Here is a 17,168-nt window from a genome sequence, read left to right on the forward strand (position 1 = left end):
TTAAGCCCCCATTCCTATGGTAACTAACAAGTTCCCAAGTTGATCGATGCTGGCCTGACAGTCTTCTTCTAATAATATAGTCGTGAAGTTCTTTTTAATTAAAGCGGGACCTTTTAAGTGCATTCCCGCCGCTAAGTCTCGCCAATGGTAACTCTTGATTTCTTGAAACTCCCCACGCCGATAGACTGAACAGATTTCATAGTTCCCAGTTTCCAAGATAAGACTTTGTTCTTTCTCACCCCAAAGAATCCTTTCCTTTTCCCGGGCTAAGAGTTTTAAATTAACAAGTACCAACGATTTCTCGGGCTGGCAATAGCCATAAAGTCTTTGATGCATATCGTGAAACGCTTTAGCTAAACATTGCCAAACCTTCTGATCCGATACGCTGCAAGGTATTTCTATCGTAAGTTCATGATGTTGATCAGGATACTTTAGATCTGCTGACCAAACGTAACAGCGCTGGTCAACACTGACCCCCAGACGAGACAACTCTTGATCTGCCTGATCTTCAAGCTCGATCATCACCTGTCTGCAATGAAGGTTTAAGTGTTCTCCTAATGGTTCAAAGATACCTCGTGACAGCTCAATCTGGAAAGGAGCATGATGCAGTCCTTGAGCACAAAAGACTGGCCCCTGTGTAGGAATCACAACCTGTCGTATTCCCACTCCCTTTGCCAAAGCGGCCGCGAACAACGGCAGAGCACCTCCAACTGCCGCCAAGGCGAATATACGAGGATCATAACCCTTTTTAACCGTCATCAGGTGTACGGCATCAACCATTAAGGAAAGGGCCACCTGATAAATAGCATTCGCAGCTTCCGGCACAGATACCCCTAAGGGATGGGCAATTTTTGCTTCAATGACCTGAAAAGCTTGTTTCACATCCAACGTCATACGTCCGCCCAGAAAATTGGAACGATCAAGTAAGCCCATCACGAGAGCAGCATCAGTAATAGTTGGTTCATCTCCCCCTAACCCATAACACGCTGGTCCAGGCTTGGCGCCGGCAGAATGTGGTCCAACCCGCAGCATTCCTCCCTTATCCAGCCAGGCGATACTTCCTCCACCCGCGCCAACGGTATGAATGTCTAACATTGGCAATTGGACCGGATACCCAGCGACCTCAGCTTGCGGAGTCACTTCCATCTTGCCCTGGCGGATTAAGGAAACATCAAAACTTGTCCCACCCATATCCGCTACCACTAATTCCGATAGTGCTAACTCACGTGCCAATGCCCATCCCCCTTTAACCCCTCCTGCCGGACCGGAAAAAAGGGTGTACACGGCACGTTTTTTCGCCTGGAAGATATCTGTTAGACCGCCATTATTCTGAGCCATAGAGACAGGCACTTGGAGACCTAAATCACGCAGCTGACCATTTAAACTCAGTAAATAATTGTTTAAAAGGGGGCTTAGCCGAGCATTGATGACCGTTGTGGAGGTACGCTCGTATTCTCCCATTTGAGTTGAGAGTTCTGAGGACAGGGAAATAAACACCTTAGGTAAGAGAGCCTGCAAAAGATCCTTGAACTCGCGCTCGTGCGCTGGATTTCGGCAGGCAAAAAGCAGGCAAACCGCCACGGATTCTATCTGCTCTCGACGCAAAAAATCGGCGATCTCGGGTATTTGCGCTTTATCAATGGTCTTCAGAGGCACACCCCTGTAATCCATACGCTCCCGCAAACCGATCCTCAGATATCGAGACACTAAAACCGGCGGTAAGGTGACCTGAAAATTCCATGGTTCGGATAGTTGGGAACGTCGTAATTCCAAAGCATCACGAAAGCCCTCGGTCGTTATTAAAGCCGTCCTTGCGCCTTGACCCTGAAGCAACGCATTAATCCCCACGGTCGTACCATGAACAAATTTATTTGTTCGGGAAAGTAATGTCCGGAGTGATAGGTTGAACTCCTGCGCAAGATCACTCAAGCCCAGGATGATTACTTCGATAGGATCTTCTTGGCTAGAAGGAACCTTTGCAGTGAACTCCTGCCCCTGTTGGTTTCTCACCACGAAATCCGCAAACGTCCCTCCTACATCAACAGCAATTTCGAACATAACTTCACCTCCTCTGTAAACCAAAGGACCCCATGAAACGCTGAATCTGCTTTTGGGCTTCAGCCGACATTTCCACAGTAGGGGCAAACCCCGTGAGAGGTTTCGTCGCGTCAATCCCCATTTTTGAGGTCCGGCTTAACTCGTCGGTCGAAGGATCTAAGGTGCAGCCCATACCCATATGCTGTGGAACAATTGTCACGCCCCGATCTGCTTGCAGCCGAGTCGCCATAGCCCAGAGAACCTGTCGTTCGTCAAAGACGTCCACATCCTCATCGACCACAACCACCATTTTAAGATTGTGATCTACGGAAAAGGCCGTAAAAATAGCTTGTTGAGCCTGCCCCTCGGCAATTTTTTTCATTGAAATATAGCAATGAAATAAGCCGCAGGCTGAAACAGGAGCATGAACGTTTTTAACGTTAGGTAGAGTTCTGTTTAGGGCATTCAACACGTCCCCCTCCCTCTGCACCGCAACAATCGTAATATGCTCTGAACTCATGCCCGGCGTGATATCTTGAAAGAGTGGTTTCGTACGGTATTGCATCGCCTTAACTCTGAAAACATTTTCCGTACTTCGATAACAAGCATAATTTGTGAATTCTGCAAAGGGACCTTCAGCTTCTCGCTCCCCCGCAACGATTTCTCCCTCGATGATCATCTCAGCATAGGCAGGAACCATCAGATCAACCGTTTTGCAGTGGGCAACTTCTAAAGGAGCGCCGAATAATCCCCCCATTGCGGCATATTTTCCAAGATTGTAAGGAACTAAGGCCATTGAACCCATGGAAACATTAGGATGTATGCCCAGGACAACCGTCGCTTCGAGGGATTTGCCAAGTTCCTCTGAACGTCGAAAATACTCCCATAAACGTTGGCGAGAATGAAGGCTTATGCCTAATTTATCCTTCCCTTTTAACTGCATGCGATGATAGCCCCCGGTTTCAACCCCCGTTTCCGGATCTTTGGCAATGACTAAGCCTGCGGTAATATAAGGGCCAGCATCAATCGGAAAGTGAGTTAGAATCGGTAACTTAAAGAGATCCACCTCGGGGCCAACGAAGGCATTTTCTTGGAATGGAACATCTGCCACCTCAACTGGGTCGATCCGCTGATTAATGCGCTGAGAAAATTCAGCGGCCAAATTATCTGGAGCAACTCCCATGGCCAAAGCCAGGCGCTCTCGGGGCGCTAAGACATTGGTGACAACGGAAATATTATGCCCTTTGATGTTTTCAAAAATTGTCAATGGATAACGGCGGACTTTTTCCAGTTCCATAATCAAGGTACTTATCTCATACTTAGGGTCAATCTCCTCGTGAACATGGACAACATCCGAAGGATTATGGGCCTTCACTCGTTCAATAAAGCCTCTCAAATCCTGCTCCAACTTCATCCCCTCCTCAAGAAAATAAAGGTCAACGTTCGATTAATGCTGATTTTTCTAGGGCACCGTAAACACTCTTTGTTAGGATTCCTGCAACAATGGTTCCTACTAAGGCCGTTAGAGCTGAAGATAAAAGTGCAATCTTCCAGTCAAGATGAATGACATAAATCAATCCAATCGTAACGCATAAGTTGCCGATAACAGTACAACCGAACATAGCTAAGATATGGTGGCTTAATTTCTTCATGGAAAAATTAGCAGCAATTAATGAATACACGATGGAGCCGATAGTATTGGCGAATAAGAAGAAAAAAGCCAGCGGCGAATAGGCTGTTGCCATGGCTACAATGGCTTCCACTAATCCGGCAATAATGCCTGCAGGCTGTTTGTACATTAAGACAATGAGACCCGTGAAAAATGCCCAGCAGGTGCCATTAAGAAGTAAAAGGGTAGGATCCAAAATACCGTCGATTCTTCCAGTTACCTGCTCCATAATCACGAAGACAATTCCGATGATGACGGAGCCTACAAGGGCTTTGGTGTCAGTTCTGAATAATTTTTCTTTCATTTCAATTCTCCTCCTAAAGTTTGATGATTATATTAATGGTAATAACCTGACTGCAAGGCTGATGCTTATTACCAATAACATCGCAGCGATTAAGGCAATATCGTAATACTTCATCTCTAAATCTGTTGAAAAAGTTCGGGTTTTGCTTCGTCCATACCCTCTCAGCTCCATGGCTAGGGCTATTTCTGTAGAACGTCGTACAGCGCGATACAAAAAAGGCAGGAAGGTTGGAATAATGGCTTTAAGATCGTCCCAAACATTTTCCATCTTTAAGCCTCTGGTACGCTGGCTATCGATGATGGATACATATTCAGCTTTCATAAGCGGGAGGAAGCGAACGCCAAGCCCCACCAGCATGGCAAAACGGTAAGGAATTCTGAATTTGATGAGCATCAAGGTAAAATCTTGAGCTGAAGCCGAGGTGAAAAATTGCAGACTTGCAGAGAAAATGAGGGTGGCCTTAAGTATACCGGTGATCGCTAAAGGAATAGCTTCACTGTAAATTTTGAGGATTCCCCATTGATAGATCAGAATACCTTCCCGGCAGAAGATTAGCTGAACGAACAATATCTGAAGACCCAAAAGCAAGATGATCATGATCATAACCTTATATTGTTTTAAGGAACCAGATAGGATCAAAGAGGCTACAATGCATACTAATAAAACAAGACTCAACTGAACAGCGGTTTGACAACTCAGGGCAAAGTAGATCATCAGTGCATACCAGACTAACTTCGTCCGGGGATCTAGCTTAGAAACTCCCATCCCAGCCCCCCCTAAATAAAGCAATGTCTTGAAAATTCAGTCCAATTTCTTTAAGTGCCTCGTTATATTCCGGAAGATCTTTTATGGAAATATCAAATTGCAGGCGATGGTTATTCAGCGCAACTAAGCGATTCGAATAGGCTTTGGCCAACGTGAGATCGTGGGTTATACACAAAATTGTTTTGCCTTTTTGAGATAAGTCGAAAAGTTTATTCATAATCATAAACCCTTGGTTTTCATCGAGGCCCGAGGTGGGTTCATCAGCAATGATGAATTCCGGATCACCGGCAAGGATGGAGGCTAAGGCTAAAAGCTGTCTCTGACCACGGCTTAAGCGCTGAGGATGCATTTTCTTATAATCCAGCAGCCCTACGAATTCTAAGCACTCATCAATTTTCTGATCAATGACTGCCTCTCGCTCCCCTCTTAGCTTCAACGAAAATCCAACTTCTTCTTCCAAGGTGCTTGCAAAGATCTGGTGGTCGGGGTTTTGAAATAGAAAACCTATTTGTGTGCGGATTTTTGTCAGGTTTTCCCTATTCAACAGCTTGCCAAACAGTTTGATTTCACCTTTACAAGGCTTTAAGAGACCGATAAGCAATTTGGCTAAAGTCGATTTTCCAGATCCGTTTAAACCAATGATTGATATAAAATCACCCTTATAAACTTCTAAATGAATATCTTCACAACCTATTAGATTATTTCTGTATCGATAGGAAACATTGATGATTTTAGCGATACTTTCCTTAGGACTACTGTTAGCTATTGCAGCATCAGCGGCGTATTTCAACCTTCTCTTTTGGAGTAAGACCTGATCGTTGTAATAGTCTTCAGGCAAATACTCCTTGATAATTTCACCATCCTTAAGATAAAAGACTCTGTTAGCATAACTGAGGACCTCTTCAATTCGATCCATAACCAAAACGATCGTAAGGTTTTGATGTTTATTAAGCTGACTTAAGCGCTTATAAATCTCTAAGCGACCTTGAGGATCCAGCTCAGCGGTTGGTTGATCAAGAATCAAAATTGGAGCATTAAGGGCTAAAACACCTGCCAAAACCACACGTTGAGCCTGGCCTCCGGAAAGCGAAGCGGTCTGTCTGTTCTCATAACCGTCCAAACCCACAAATTTCAACGTATTATTAACAATCTGCTCTGTTTGTTCACAAGGAATCCCCAGATTGCCGAGGCCAAAAGCAACATCTTCATAGACATCGAGACTGATGATTTGATTATGGGGTTCCTGCATCATGTATCCCACATAATCTGACATATGATTGAGATGCACATCCTTAATATCTTGGCCTAAGATTGTGATTTTACCTGTTAATTCCGCGTTATGATAGTGTGGAATAGCACCTGTGATCGAGTGCAATAAAATCGACTTGCCAGAAGCAACACCACCGGTAATAACAATAAAATCACCTCGCTTAATTTCAAAGTTAATGTTTTTAAGAGCAGGCTTTTCTTCATTTGGAAATACAAGTTTTTCGATTATTATGGTTGCAATTGTCTCCATAGACACTCCTAAATTAAAAAAATAAAAAGTTCTAGCTTTCAAGAAGCTAGAACTTTACCATTGTTCTTTTTGAATTATTTTGTAGGCAGGTCTCCTGACTTATAGACTCAAATGTACGCCTTCCCAGTTACACCAGTGGCAAATGTACATTTTCAACATCTAATTACAGTGGTGGGTCCGTCCAGGATTTTAACCTGGTTCCCTATTATCCCTTGATGGGCACCTATAAATATGTATTTAGTTGACTTTATAATAGAATAATTCAATTAGTTTGTCAATAAGGGGTTTTAAAGTTGATGCGATTTAAAATGATCATCTTTTGATTGAACCAACTCATTCGAAGATCTGACTGAACAGGGATAACTGGCCTTTCGCCTAATTTGTTGACAGCTCTCTTTAGCATCCTTCGATGATGCAAATATGATTGGATCTGCTATCATCACTATGGCCTGTGCAGAAACCAACCCGTATACAAGATGGTTCCATACAGCTGAGTAGAACGTCTTTGTCAATCCAAACTTCTTTAGCATACCAAATTTTTGCCCGCCAATAAGGCTGCCAAGGGTTAACATTGATATGAACAATCCTTTAATCAGGTGATGATCTTTCCCTGTTTTCTTTAAGAGATAGGTTAATAACGTTCCCCAAATTGAGCCTATTCCTAAATGAGTCATCTGGCCTAAAATAAAATTCTTTCTGCGTTTTGTTCTGAAAGGAGCTACAAATAATCCGCCTGCTATATGTCCATATAAGGCCTCGGTTTTACCTGCCTTGAATATTAACAGATTTGATATATCCATAAAGATTGTTCCTATTAAACCTCCCAAAAGCCCAATCGTGATAGAATCCCTCATCTTACCAAATCTCAGTAATGAATCCGTTAGTTTAATAAAAGACTTCAACATACTCCCCCCCATTCTTAATGTTAATTATTTTGCTCCAATTGGGAGGGTTTTAACTGTTGTAATATTTGGCAAAACAAAAATTACAGCGGCTATGAATCACAACGCTGTTGCTGCAGCTCTGGTAATTAAGATCGAAATTCTCAGGTTTTTTGCATTATTTTTAGTTGCGAGGTACAATCTAACAAAAGGTGTATAGGGGGCGAATTAACGTGAATGAAGTACTGTCCATTTTAAACGACCGTTCAGCTGTTGGATATTTAGCTACAGTTGATGAAGGGAAACCGAGAGTTAGACCATGGGGATTCATGTTTGAAGAAAAAGGAAGACTATATTTCTGCACTGCAAGTACTAAAGAGGTCTATAAACAATTAATGGCTGTGCCCTATATTGAATTCTCCAAAACTACCAAAGACATGGTTTGGGTTAGAGTCAGCGGAGAAATCACGTTTGAGGAGGACATCCGCATGAAGGAAAAAATCTTCGAACACGCCCCTAATCTTAAACAGCTTTATCAGTCAGCAGACAATCCCGTTCTTAAACTTTTTTATTTAGAACATGGAAAAGCGACTATTTACGATTTTTCGCCAAATCCTCCAAAATCATTTGATTTTTAGGCTAATACCTACGCCGCTGAATAAAATTAGCGGCTTTTCTTATGTCATCGTAACCTAGAAGATCGCCCAGACAACTGGTTGTCTGATTAGCGCCAAACACTGGCACACTTACTTACCCTAGAATCATTGGAGCAGGAGGATAAAAATCATGAATAGTCCGAATTTGGCAAAACTAGAGTTGGAAACAGAACGTCTTGTACTAAGGGTTTCGGATGAGAACTTTGTAGGGGTAATTTTAGATTATTTTAAACGCAACGAGGAGTTTCTCCGGGAATGGGAGGCAGTCAAAGATCATAAATTCTATACCATCCATTACCAACAGGAAGCATTGCGGGACGAGATATCCAGAATAGCAGCAGGTGGAACATTCAGAGTCTGGCTTTTCAGAAAAAGCGATGGGTTTTCCAGAACTATTGGGTCAGTGGCTTTAAACAATATCGTCTATGGGGCCTTTCATTCATGCCATCTAGGCTATAGATTAGACGGTGAGGAGATAAATCAGGGCTACATGACTGAGGCGCTTAAGAAAGTTATCGAATTTGCCTTCAACACGATGGGGCTTCATCGTATTGAAGCAAATATATTACCCCGAAATATGCGGTCAATGAGGGTTGTGGAAAAGCTCGGATTTTATAACGAAGGCTTAGCTAAAAAATACCTGCGAATTAACGGCAAATGGGAAGATCATATTCATATGGTTCTTCTCAATGAAGCTTTGCATGCTTTAAACGATTAAGCTTTGAAGGGCATTATATAGGATATCGCTGGCAAGAGCAATTTTCTTCGGGTTAATAAAATCCGGAACATCTTCCGGGGTGTGATTTTTTAAAAGCCAATCTCTGGCCATTAAAGTAACAGCCGGAACATGATCCAGGTTGAAGAAAACTTGATCACTGTTGTAGCCATTACTTGGGGTCAATACAGCATTTGCTTTATTTTCAGCAGCAGCCCGAACAGCTTGCAGCGCCCTGTTGTCACTATTGGCCCACAATGCGAATTCCTTAAGCGGACCATTTCCTATTGTATCAACGTTAAAAACTGCATGTATACCATTTAAAAGAAAAGTCGGTTTTTGTATAAAAGAATACGAGCCCACAAATCCCATTTCTTCTGCGCCCCAGAAAGCTAATATTACATTGCGATTAGGTTTAATTCTTTCTTTGATCAATCTGCGCATGACATCAAGAATACAACCAACCCCAGAAGCATTATCGTTAGCCCCAGGATAAAGATTACCATTAAAAATGCCCAGATGGTCATAGTGAGCTGACAAAATAACAGATTCCTGACTATTTGTTCCTATTAAACCTCCTATCACATTGGCGCTGGGGGTACGAAGATCATTAGAATTCCCCGGGCGGAATGTTAGGCGACCCTTATAAAATTCTTCGACTACCGGATAAACAGTAAAAACGTTTAAGTAATTACGATTTTGATTGTCCACTAAATCGCCCAAAGGCTCCAAGCCCAGACCTTTCATTTGATCTATAAGATAAGCTGCAGCCTTTTCTTCACCGGCAGTACCACTCCGACGTCCCTGCAATTCAGGATGTACAAAAAACGAAATGTCTTCCATTGCTGTCCTGTTTAGGTACGGAGTATCCGTCTGAGGAAGATTGTGAGCAGTTTTTTTCATTAATTCACTTGTGTCTATAAAAGTAGGTACAGCTTTAGGTTTCTTAAGCAATTCCGGCCAGCCGTACCAGGGTAGTAACCCTGCACCCACACCCAACATGCATTTTAAGAAACTTCTTCTTGTCGGCATCTTGAACTTCCTCCTGGCTTATTAATCGAATAGCACAATCCCAATTAAATGTAACCCTTTCTCATTAGGTAGGCAGGTTAGGATTGTTAGCAACTTAATCCAACTTTAGCCCGATGGGGTGGAATAAGTTGCATTTTATTTCAATAGTTATAGCTTACAGACAAATTCATGTGCTCTGATTCGAGGAATCTATTGAAATAAAAACAGGAGGCCAAACGTTATGTTTTCAACAACTGTTAAAAGAAGGAAAAGGCTTGTCATTGCCGGTATAATAAGTTTTTTAATCATAGCTGCTGTACTAGCAAGGTTAGCTAGTTCTTACAAATCTATGACATGGCAGGACTTATCAGATACTGATTCATCAACGCCTGCTCCTACTATAAATATCGACCAGATCGTGATTTCTCTTAAAGATATTTTGAAACAATATGAAGCATTAGTGACTTCATCTAAACAAACGAATAGAAGCGAAATGATAGCAAATCTAGATAAATTATATCAATTAGCTTTGAATGATGATGTCAATGCGAATGCCTTAAACAATTCCTCTTCTAACAATCAGAAACTTAACGATTTAGCACAGGCCACCACATTCCTTACATCATCCATATTTGAGATGAAAGACAGCTTGCTTAATGTGGGCGATTTCAGTCAGACCCAATTACAAAGCAGCAGAGAAGACCTTGTCACAGCTATTCATGCCATAGAACGAGTCCAACAAGAATGAAAATACAGGTCGACTTCAACAGTGACCTGTATTTTTATAATCCTATTCACTCTGCCGATTAGAAATGTATCTAACATAACGATGATAAATCCACTGAATCAAGTTCATTAGATTTACTTGTTTTCTTTTTCCGCCAACACTTTGCTCAGCATTTTTCCTCCTGTTCCCCAATTATCCATAGGATTTTCCTTAATGAGGACAACAAACGCTTCTTGAGGAATTCCTAAGGTTTCACTAGCAATTTTAGTGAATTCGCTAATCAATTTTTCTTTCTTCTCTTTGTCAATACTGCCGGCTTCTAGTTTAATAAAAGGCATCATTGACCCCTCCCTTAAAATTTATTGCACTCTCCTTAAAATACACGATTGTTGCGAATTGTATTACCTCATTCTTAAAAACGTGAGTTACCCTCTACTATTTATGCTCTAAATAACAATTTATAAATCCAGTGAAGGTGGTTGTTTCTTCAGCCGCCTGATCATCGTGACTATTTGCCCCCGATGATACGACGAATGATTAATTACGTGCAGCATCTGCTTCCACAATTCCAAAGAGTAAGGTCAATGAGAGCAGCCACCAATTTTTCCGAAACTGAACGGCAGTCGTAATAATTACGTATTATTGCCAGATACTGCATTCTAGAATACACCTGAATATTCCTGCAAAATTAAGGACATTTTAAACAAAAACGCTGCAAGGATACAAACTTGCAGTGCTAAATTTTAACGATATAATTAATTTTATGAAAATAACTTATTTGGGGGTGGATTTTTATGAACCAGGCGATTGAGACAATTATGAAAAGAAAGGGAACATTAAGTTATACTAATCAACAAATTAATGACAGCGACAGGGATACGATTATTTCATGCGGCATTGCTGGGCCAACTGCAAGAAATCTTCAAAACAGGCATTTTACGGTTGTTCAAAAACAAGAATTGCTTCAACAAATAAATGATGGCGTTCGTACTGTAATGAGCGCTCCCTCTGAATATAACCCCTTATACGGTGCTCCAACTCTAATAATTACGTCAGCTCCTGTAGAGAATGCTCCATTTGCTGATCAAGACTGTGCTATAGCTGTCGAAAATATGAGTTTAGCTGCTACAGCTTTAGGGCTTGGCTCACGCTATATTGTCTCTCCGACAAGGTTTATCGAAAGTGAAGCCGGCAAAATACTGAAACAAACAATAGGAATTCCTGAAGGATATCGGAGCGTTGCTTGCCTTATAGTTGGTTATGATGCCGATCCTATTCAAGCTCCAACCACCAGAAACATGAATGTAGTAAACTACGTTAAATGATAAATTCCCTGTGAGATAGAGCGTTCTAAGTTTGGTTTACATAATACCGCCAGGCTTAGAATGCTCTATTATTTTCTCTGTTCAACAGGACATGATATCAAGATTATGCGATGGATCCTTCAGCCTTTAGTTGATTAATTTGATACCCCAAAGAATAGGCTTATCCATCTTGTTTAAGCTTCCTTTAATACATCGATGCCCTATTAAAATTGGTTCAGTCGTCTTTTCTAACTGATCCAACAATGCCTGTCCATAAGTCTTATCTCCATCTATTACAATGGGGTAAGATTTAGCCATCTTAATTTTTTCAAGAGCTGTTGAAGTCTTGCCACAGAGGTGGAGAAGCACTTTCTCGCTCATTTCTTGAAGTCCTTTAATAACCCTCCAGCTTGAAGGGCCGCTATAATCCTGATAAACCTTGGGCCCTACAATGCCTATAGCTCCAACTGGATCTCCGTAAGAAATAATGGATGCCCCTCTAGTGATACCTTCAAGACTATAGCGGATGATACCTTCTTCAATAACCGACAGAATTTCTAAAATTCGACGGGGATCCTTCCGTAAACCTTTGTAAAAATACATCGGGTCAATCAGTGACGATAAAATAGTGAAAGGGCCCTCGACACTTAGAGCTACTTTCTCTCCCGACTGAGCCAGAATTTCTACGGCATCTAAAACTTCTTTGATACGGTCTTTTTTAAGGTCCAATTCTTGGATTACAGACATTTCTTCAATCGATGAAAATAAATATTTTTCGACCCTTGGTCCATTCAAAGCATCACCTAGCTTGATATGTGCACCGAAGGCTTCTGCTTCCACAGTAACGCAAAAAGGAACCCTAGCTATGACATCTCTACGGTGCTTTCTTAGTTCCCTTGCAAGGATTGCCATGCTCGTTTTATCGGAATGAGCTTCCGGGAGGGTAATGCCCGTTTCGCTAACCAACTCTTTCGGGATCAACTCCAGATCGTCTCCCGTACATTTAAAATCCATTCGTCATTCCTCCCTAATTTGGAAATCATTAGTCAGAAGCCGGAGGCTGGAGTCGGAGTTCTCTATCCAACGGCAACAAAAAGAATCTCACCGACAAGGATACTCATGGCTTGTAAAATCAGGATAATCCACAAGGTTTTCTTTAAAGGAAGCTCTTTGAAGAGAACTAAGATACCAAAACCCGTATTGGCCAGCAAACCTGCCATCATGGATCCAAAACTCAAAGCCCCTTTGAGAAACCCCTCGGCAATTAACACAGACGAAAAACAGCTTGGAACCATACCAAGCAGAGAAGCCACTATGGGCTGAAGGAAAGTAGTTCGGCCCAGAAGAGTGTAAAGCCCTTCTTCCCCAAACCGATCGGCCCCGATTTCAATGATAAGAACAGTCACATACAAGAACAGAGCAAGCTTTAGCGTATGAACCAGGCTGTTTACTAGAATATTTTTATGTTTGCCACATTTGGGGCAATCGCAATCAATGCCGCATCCTTTAAGACGGTTGCGCTTCTCTTTGATTGTCAAGTTTATGAGCCAACCCGCACCGGCGGCAAACAGGACTTTCATTCCTATGATCATTAACATTAGGGACAACTTATCCGGATGCGCTCCGATGACGATCAGTGCTTCATCAGAACCGGCTAAGAAAACGGCCATAAGCATACCTAAGGTAATATACCCATTGCAGTAAAGCTTAGCTAAGGCAACAGATATGCCGCATTGGGGGATGATTCCCAACAGAGCTCCGCCAACAACGTCCAGCCTAGCAAGACGACTAAAATACTGTGTTCCTTTGTTAACCTTGCCGGTAAGCCAATTCGTCAAAAGAATGACCAAGAATAACACGGGAACAATCTTGATGACATCCTGGAAGCTGTCGATCATAATTTCAGCCAACGAAACACCCCCCCGCTTTTGACCTTAAACAAGTCCTTAATTTCTTTTTCCCGGAGGTTTTTGCCGATCAGACACAGCTTGCCGCTGGCCTTGAAGTGACTATTCGCAACCGTAAATTGACCGTTAGTATAACTAAAATCCCAGTAACCTTGAGTACTTTTGAGAAAACCTTTACCTCTCAAGACTTGACCATAACGGGACTGGCTGAGCTGAGTAAGAATCTGCTCCAGCTCTTCTTGACTGTAAGCACGAGACGTCTTAATAGCTAAGGCTTCAAATTCGTTTTCACTACAGGGTTTATAGTCGGTATGAAGAATATCACTCAGATCCAAATCCGCTTGACTATCCAGAAGGTTCTGGAATTCGCCGGGCCTCAGAGAATCCCACGGCTTGCTGATAATTTCTCCATCTTGATTAAATTCTCTGAGAGAAGCAACGATTTTGTCTATCGTTTCACGGTCAGCAAACTGACTTTTACTTAATAACAAGGCAGAAGCGTTAGTAATCTGATCTTCGAAAAACTCCCCAAAGACTTCACACTGCTGCAGGTAATTAAGGCTGTCCACAACAGTCACCAGGGAGTTAATCTGCAGAAGGTCGACAAATTCGGGGTTGTGCAAGATATCGATGATTTCACTTAGGATGCTGATGCCGGTGGGTTCGATAATAATTCTTTGAGGATGGAATTCTTCAATAATTCGGTCCAGCACTTGAACAAAATCCTTCTTCATAATGCAGCAGATACATCCGCTGGAAATTTCAAAGACTTCAAAGCCTTCCCGTTCCACCAGTTCTCCATCAATGCCGATATCCCCAAATTCGTTCTCAATCAAGACAACCTTTTCCTTCTGGTAAATTTGGAGAAGTTTTTTCACGAGAGTGGTTTTGCCGGAACCCAGAAACCCAGAAATCACATCTACCTTGATCATTGTCACACCCCTCTATTAAAAACCCAATGCCTTAACAAAATAGTCTTGAAAACGCGAATCTGTCGAAAGCTCTAATACCTCTATCCTGTTTTTTAATTCCTTGATTCGGTTCATTACATCTTTGTTGATCAAGGCCAAGCGAGCTCCTTCAGCGGAAGAATTGCCGACAAAAGTTATCTTGCCTTTAAACCCTTTGGGCAGGAGGCCGATTTCCCGAATACTTTCCGGATTGATATGAAATCCAAACGCTCCGGCTATAACCGCTTCCTCTATAACATCAAGGGGAAGGCCCGCTTCTTCAAGGAGCAGGGTTACCCCTGCTGCGATAGCACCCTTGGCCAACTGAATCTGGCGAATATCCGTTTGGGAGATATAAACCAAGTCTGTCAGATAAAACTTCTTATCCTTCACCCTAGCTTTTATACGAGAGTCAAGATAAGGGTTAAAGCGTCCGCCGGCGAGAACTAGATTCCGCTTCACCATAGCCGCCGTGATATCAAGAAGGCCACTGCCGCAGATTCCTTTAGGAGACGAGCCGCCGATGGTCGTAAAATGAACTTCATAATCATCATCTATGTAAAAGGTGTCAATGGCTCCTTCTTCGGCACGACAGCCGCAGGAAATGTTCATTCCTTCCAAGGCCGGACCGGCAGCCGTAGATGCGGCCATCAATCGGCCTCCAAGATTCGCCACAATTTCACCATTCGTTCCAATATCTAAAAAGACGGCAGGGTTATTCTTTTTCTCAAACCCTGTAGCCACAACACCGGCAAGTATATCGGCTCCAATATAGCCTGAAGCCGAAGGTAAAAGGGTTACCTTCCCTTCAGGGCAAATCAGGATACCTGTCTCTCTGGCTTTCAGATCAACCTGTTCAAGAAAAACCGGACGATAAGGAGACTTAGCTATGGAACCGGAATAAACACCTAAGACAAAATGCAGCATGGTTGTATTTCCTGCTATAACTACATGGTAAATACGCTCCGCTCTGGCAGCAGAGCCCGTAAGGTCTGTCACCAGTTCGTTGATCTTTCCTAGGATAGACTCTCGAAGCTGGTCTGGCCCTTGGGGATTTTCCAAGCAATAACTTATTCGGGACAAGACATCTCCCCCAAATTCCGTCTGAGGGTTCAAACAGGATTCTTTGCGGAGGATTTCTCCGGTGGCCAGATCTAAAAGATACGCGGAAATACCTGTAGTACCAATATCGATAGCCACTCCGAGAAGTTCACCAGGCTCGGACCCGAGGTCAATAAGGTAATTGTCCACTAAAACGCCGTATATTTGAAGTGCTCGGGTTTGCTCGAGTTTACCCATTTTACGATAAATGTCCATGGAATATGAGATATAAGGCAGCCTTTCCAGATAAGCCTGAGCCGTCTTTTCTGGAGTCGGCAACAAAACTTGTTTCACGGAACTGCAGACTTCCACCTCAATGGCCAAGCCTTGGTTAATCGTTTTAAGGTTATTAACTTTAGGAGGAAGCTCAAGCCAAACGTCACCGTTTACCCGGGCCATACAGGCTAAACGGATCTTGGAATCATTGATAAACCCGGCTTCCATGTCTCCTGGCGGGCAAAGATCCCCCCAAGTCTTAACGCGGCATTTACCGCAGCGCCCTAACCCATTGCAGGGAGTCTCCAATGTCAATCCTGCAGCCCGAATACATTCCGTAAGCTTATCTCCTTTATTAGCTTCAATGGAAATACCCTCGTTCGTAAAATACACTTTACTCATGTTTTTTGATAAGAACCTTCTTTCACGTAATCGGTCATGGCTTTTAGGTTGCTTATAGGGGTAGCCATACTTAGACCGCAAGCAGGAGCAACGATATCCACCTTGGAATGAAGGGCGTGGCGAGTTATGGAAATAATTTTCTCCTGTTCTCCAGTATGCAGAAGCTGGGTATTAACATTGCCCATCAGTCCGGTCTTCAGCGCTCCTCTAGTGGATTTCATATTGACGATAGAATCGAAGCTCACAGCATTAGCGTTCACCTCATTGAGCGAATCAATAATAGTATGTGCATTACCGCAAATATGCAGGATGACAGGAATTCCTTCTCTGTGAAGCACTTGAATAATATCTTGATAAAAGGGGACCGCGAACTTCTGGAAATTTCGAGGGCCGAGAATTTCTCCTGTAGCTGTAGGGTCTGAAATCGAGATGACGTCAGCTCCGACTCTAACCATTTCTAAGGCATAACGAATGAGGTAATCATTGATAAACGTCATAAACCGGGCAGCTCGCTCAGGATCTCGCCGAAGCATCTTAAACATTTCTAAGGGATCGACGACTGAGGTGGCCGTGCTAATATGGCCTGAAACATTGCCGATGACAGGTATCCGGTCGTTCTTGAGTTCATGGATCGCTTCCAAAACGGTTCCCATCCTGCCGGCAGAAACATCAACCTGATGATTTTCCATGATGGCTTCCAAAGGCTGATCGTTATACTGAGTTACTCTAGGTTCGATTAGGTTATTCCCCAGGTTGACACTCGCACCCAGGGCTTCAACTTCGGCGGTAAGGCAAAAGGGTACTCCATAATTTTCAAAACCGGTAAGCTCATTGATTTTTCGAGCAGCCTCTACCATGGCTGCCCTATCTGAGTGTTGACCGCCTCCTATTTGATCTGATATCTCTGTCACGCAGGCACTCATCATGCCACCCGGGCAAATAACGGGAGGCCGGTCAACCCGGTCTCCCTTCAGCACACTTAATAAACGCTCCTTCTCATCCAA

18 protein-coding genes and 1 riboswitch are annotated in these 17,168 nt (G+C 42.8%); of the genes, 4 read left to right on the forward strand and 14 right to left on the reverse strand.

What is annotated here, in order from left to right; all coding sequences use genetic code 11:
- The 6 genes from VZF35_RS04170 to VZF35_RS04195 form a co-directional block, all read right to left on the reverse strand.
- The gene (locus VZF35_RS04170) at nucleotides 1–2,058 is read right to left on the reverse strand and encodes a hydantoinase/oxoprolinase family protein (RefSeq protein WP_407311262.1); all 2,058 of its coding nucleotides are present in this window, start codon (nucleotides 2,056–2,058) and stop codon (nucleotides 1–3) included.
- Between the two features lie 4 nt (nucleotides 2,059–2,062).
- Nucleotides 2,063–3,445 (reverse strand): UbiD family decarboxylase, encoded by a 1,383-nt coding sequence (locus tag VZF35_RS04175; RefSeq protein ID WP_407311264.1) that lies wholly within the window; start codon nucleotides 3,443–3,445, stop codon nucleotides 2,063–2,065.
- Nucleotides 3,446–3,473: 28 nt separating this feature from the next.
- A complete protein-coding gene (locus VZF35_RS04180) occupies nucleotides 3,474–4,010 on the reverse strand; it encodes a hypothetical protein (RefSeq protein ID WP_407311266.1) in 537 nt (178 codons plus the stop codon).
- A gap of 27 nt (nucleotides 4,011–4,037) precedes the next feature.
- On the reverse strand, nucleotides 4,038–4,775 hold the full coding sequence (locus VZF35_RS04185; RefSeq protein ID WP_407311268.1) for an energy-coupling factor transporter transmembrane component T family protein: 738 nt from the start codon (nucleotides 4,773–4,775) through the stop codon (nucleotides 4,038–4,040).
- On the reverse strand, nucleotides 4,762–6,294 hold the full coding sequence (locus VZF35_RS04190) for an ABC transporter ATP-binding protein (RefSeq protein WP_407311270.1): 1,533 nt from the start codon (nucleotides 6,292–6,294) through the stop codon (nucleotides 4,762–4,764). Before VZF35_RS04190 ends, VZF35_RS04185 begins: the two co-directional genes overlap by 14 nt.
- 66 nt (nucleotides 6,295–6,360) lie before the next feature.
- Nucleotides 6,361–6,536: riboswitch (cobalamin riboswitch) on the reverse strand.
- A gap of 45 nt (nucleotides 6,537–6,581) precedes the next feature.
- Nucleotides 6,582–7,199, reverse strand: coding sequence for a hypothetical protein (locus VZF35_RS04195; RefSeq protein ID WP_407311272.1), 618 nt, complete (start codon nucleotides 7,197–7,199; stop codon nucleotides 6,582–6,584).
- 209 nt (nucleotides 7,200–7,408) lie between these two features.
- Here VZF35_RS04195 and VZF35_RS04200 point away from each other — a divergent pair, with 209 nt between their 5' ends.
- Together VZF35_RS04200 and VZF35_RS04205 are read left to right on the forward strand one after the other, a co-directional pair.
- Complete coding sequence (locus VZF35_RS04200; protein WP_407311274.1) at nucleotides 7,409–7,813, forward strand: pyridoxamine 5'-phosphate oxidase family protein; 405 nt, start codon at nucleotides 7,409–7,411, stop codon at nucleotides 7,811–7,813.
- 148 nt (nucleotides 7,814–7,961) lie between these two features.
- Nucleotides 7,962–8,549: a GNAT family N-acetyltransferase gene (locus VZF35_RS04205; RefSeq protein WP_407311276.1), complete on the forward strand. Its 588-nt coding sequence runs from the start codon at nucleotides 7,962–7,964 to the stop codon at nucleotides 8,547–8,549.
- On the opposite strand, the gene VZF35_RS04210 is transcribed toward VZF35_RS04205, so the two are convergent.
- The gene (locus VZF35_RS04210) at nucleotides 8,538–9,578 is read right to left on the reverse strand and encodes a M28 family metallopeptidase (protein WP_407311278.1); all 1,041 of its coding nucleotides are present in this window, start codon (nucleotides 9,576–9,578) and stop codon (nucleotides 8,538–8,540) included. The two genes, VZF35_RS04205 and VZF35_RS04210, sit on opposite strands and share 12 nt — an antisense overlap.
- A gap of 220 nt (nucleotides 9,579–9,798) precedes the next feature.
- Here VZF35_RS04210 and VZF35_RS04215 point away from each other — a divergent pair, with 220 nt between their 5' ends.
- On the forward strand, nucleotides 9,799–10,305 hold the full coding sequence (locus VZF35_RS04215; protein ID WP_407311280.1) for a hypothetical protein: 507 nt from the start codon (nucleotides 9,799–9,801) through the stop codon (nucleotides 10,303–10,305).
- Nucleotides 10,306–10,418: 113 nt separating this feature from the next.
- Here VZF35_RS04215 and dmpI read toward each other — a convergent pair whose 3' ends face one another.
- Together dmpI and VZF35_RS04225 are read right to left on the reverse strand one after the other, a co-directional pair.
- Nucleotides 10,419–10,622: a 4-oxalocrotonate tautomerase DmpI gene (dmpI, locus tag VZF35_RS04220; RefSeq protein ID WP_407311282.1), complete on the reverse strand. Its 204-nt coding sequence runs from the start codon at nucleotides 10,620–10,622 to the stop codon at nucleotides 10,419–10,421.
- A 120-nt stretch (nucleotides 10,623–10,742) separates the two neighbouring features.
- Entirely contained in the window at nucleotides 10,743–10,838 is a 96-nt protein-coding gene (locus tag VZF35_RS04225; protein ID WP_407314454.1) for a DinB family protein, read from the reverse strand.
- Nucleotides 10,839–11,078: 240 nt separating this feature from the next.
- On the opposite strand from VZF35_RS04225, the gene VZF35_RS04230 reads away from it, so the two are divergent.
- Nucleotides 11,079–11,609 (forward strand): nitroreductase family protein, encoded by a 531-nt coding sequence (locus VZF35_RS04230; protein WP_407311284.1) that lies wholly within the window; start codon nucleotides 11,079–11,081, stop codon nucleotides 11,607–11,609.
- A 126-nt stretch (nucleotides 11,610–11,735) separates the two neighbouring features.
- Here the strand turns inward: VZF35_RS04230 and VZF35_RS04235 are convergent, their stop codons facing one another.
- The 5 genes from VZF35_RS04235 to VZF35_RS04255 all read right to left on the reverse strand — a co-directional run bounded on the left by VZF35_RS04235 (nucleotide 11,736) and on the right by VZF35_RS04255 (nucleotide 17,168).
- A complete protein-coding gene (locus VZF35_RS04235; protein WP_407311286.1) occupies nucleotides 11,736–12,602 on the reverse strand; it encodes a uroporphyrinogen decarboxylase family protein in 867 nt (288 codons plus the stop codon).
- Between the two features lie 62 nt (nucleotides 12,603–12,664).
- On the reverse strand, nucleotides 12,665–13,498 hold the full coding sequence (locus tag VZF35_RS04240) for a putative manganese transporter (protein WP_407311288.1): 834 nt from the start codon (nucleotides 13,496–13,498) through the stop codon (nucleotides 12,665–12,667).
- Complete coding sequence (locus VZF35_RS04245; RefSeq protein ID WP_407311290.1) at nucleotides 13,483–14,427, reverse strand: CobW family GTP-binding protein; 945 nt, start codon at nucleotides 14,425–14,427, stop codon at nucleotides 13,483–13,485. The genes VZF35_RS04240 and VZF35_RS04245 overlap by 16 nt, the downstream gene beginning before the upstream one ends.
- Before the next feature lie 15 nt (nucleotides 14,428–14,442).
- Nucleotides 14,443–16,164 (reverse strand): ASKHA domain-containing protein, encoded by a 1,722-nt coding sequence (locus VZF35_RS04250; protein WP_407311292.1) that lies wholly within the window; start codon nucleotides 16,162–16,164, stop codon nucleotides 14,443–14,445.
- The gene (locus tag VZF35_RS04255) at nucleotides 16,161–17,168 is read right to left on the reverse strand and encodes a uroporphyrinogen decarboxylase family protein (protein WP_407311294.1); all 1,008 of its coding nucleotides are present in this window, start codon (nucleotides 17,166–17,168) and stop codon (nucleotides 16,161–16,163) included. Before VZF35_RS04255 ends, VZF35_RS04250 begins: the two co-directional genes overlap by 4 nt.

This window comes from Desulfosporosinus paludis (genome assembly GCF_045689965.1).
Taxonomy (GTDB): Bacteria; Bacillota; Desulfitobacteriia; order Desulfitobacteriales; family Desulfitobacteriaceae; genus Desulfosporosinus; species Desulfosporosinus paludis.